Annotated in this window: 2 protein-coding genes; both read left to right on the top strand. The window is 69.1% G+C overall.

Annotation, left to right across the window (positions count from 1 at the left end; translation table 11 throughout):
- Positions 1-124, top strand: a 124-nt coding sequence (locus GPA_RS17445) for a hypothetical protein (RefSeq protein ID WP_156791151.1), incomplete at its 5' end; no start/stop codon positions are given.
- A gap of 218 nt (positions 125-342) precedes the next feature.
- On the top strand, positions 343-1,398 hold a 1,056-nt coding region (locus GPA_RS19075; protein ID WP_049784084.1), incomplete at its 3' end, for a radical SAM protein.

Genomic DNA, 1,398 nt, shown 5'->3' on the forward strand with positions numbered 1-1,398 from the left:
CCGCGTGCTGCTGCGCCCGAGCGGCACCGAACCGGTCGTCCGCGTCATGGTGGAGGCCGCCAGCGCCGAGGAAGCCGACCGCCATGCCCACGCCATCGCTGCCGTGGTGGAGCGCGAGGTGTAAGGCAGGCGCACGACGGGCCTTGCCGCCAGCGCACTGCCCGAGGGCCCCGGAAACGGGGCCCTCGCCGTTTAAGGGCCTGCGGCGCGCCTCTTGGCCGTCGGGGAACCGCCCGGAACGCCGCCCTTTTTCCACCAGTTACTTGTATCGGGCTAGTATATGATAGCGTCTAGTAATATACTGTATCCTACATGAGCGAAGGGGATAGGGAGAGGAGCAGCATGGACGAGGCGACGGTGGCGTTGATCGACCGTATCGCGGAAGGGGGATTGGCGGGTACCGTTCCTCCCAAGGCGGACGTCGTGCGGCTGCTCGCCCTCGACCCGTGCTCGCCGGAGGCGTCCTACCTCGAGGAGCGTGCGTGCGAGGTGGCGCACCGCGTGTCGGGCGACACCGGGCGCATAGCGGGAGCGGTGGGCATCGACTTCGCACCCTGCTCCATGAACTGCTCCTTCTGCTCGTTCGGCGAGCGATGGGGCGTCATCGGGGAAGAGGTGGCCTATACCGAGGACGAGGTCATCGCCATGGTGCGGGCCTACGTCGAGCAGGGGGCCACCATGGTGACGCTGCGGTCGACGGAGTTCTACGACCTCGACGTGCTGCAGGAGTGGATCGCCGATATCCGCGCCCAGGTTCCGGGGAGCTACGAGATCAACATGAACGTGGGCGAGCTGACGCCCGAGCGCGCCCAGGCCATCTGGGAGTGCGGCGCGACGAGCGCCTACCATGTGCTCCGCCTTAGGGAAGGCGAGGACACGCCGTTCGACCCGGAGGTACGCATCGCCACCATCCGCGCCATCGCCGCGTCGCCGCTTCTGCTGGGCACCTGCGTCGAGCCCATCGGCCCCGAGCACACCGATGACGAGCTGGCCGATGGGATATTGTTCGGGCTGGAGTGCGGCGCCTACTCGGGCGGCGTCATGGCGCGCGTGCCCGTGCCCGGCACGCCCCTCGAACATGCGGGGACGATATCCGAGGACCGCCTGATGCAGATCCTCGCGGTCGAGCGCATCGTCGCCGGCTCGCAGTACGAGAGCATCGGCTGCCACCCGCCCGTGGAGCGGGCCCTCTACGCCGGTGCGAACTCGCTCACCGTCGAGGCGGGCGCCAATCCGCGCGACGTCGAGCCGGGCGCCGAGCCATGGAAAGGGTTCACGGTGGCCGAGGCGAAGGGGCTGTTGGAGAAGGCTGGATTCGCCGTGCGCCTGCCGAACCCCGAGCCGCGCGTCTGCCCGACCCCTCGGCTGCGCACGGGCGAGCGAGTCCCGAAGCCGTCG

Origin of the sequence: Gordonibacter pamelaeae 7-10-1-b (genome assembly GCF_000210055.1) — a bacterium.
In the GTDB taxonomy this organism is placed as follows: Bacteria; Actinomycetota; Coriobacteriia; order Coriobacteriales; family Eggerthellaceae; genus Gordonibacter; species Gordonibacter pamelaeae.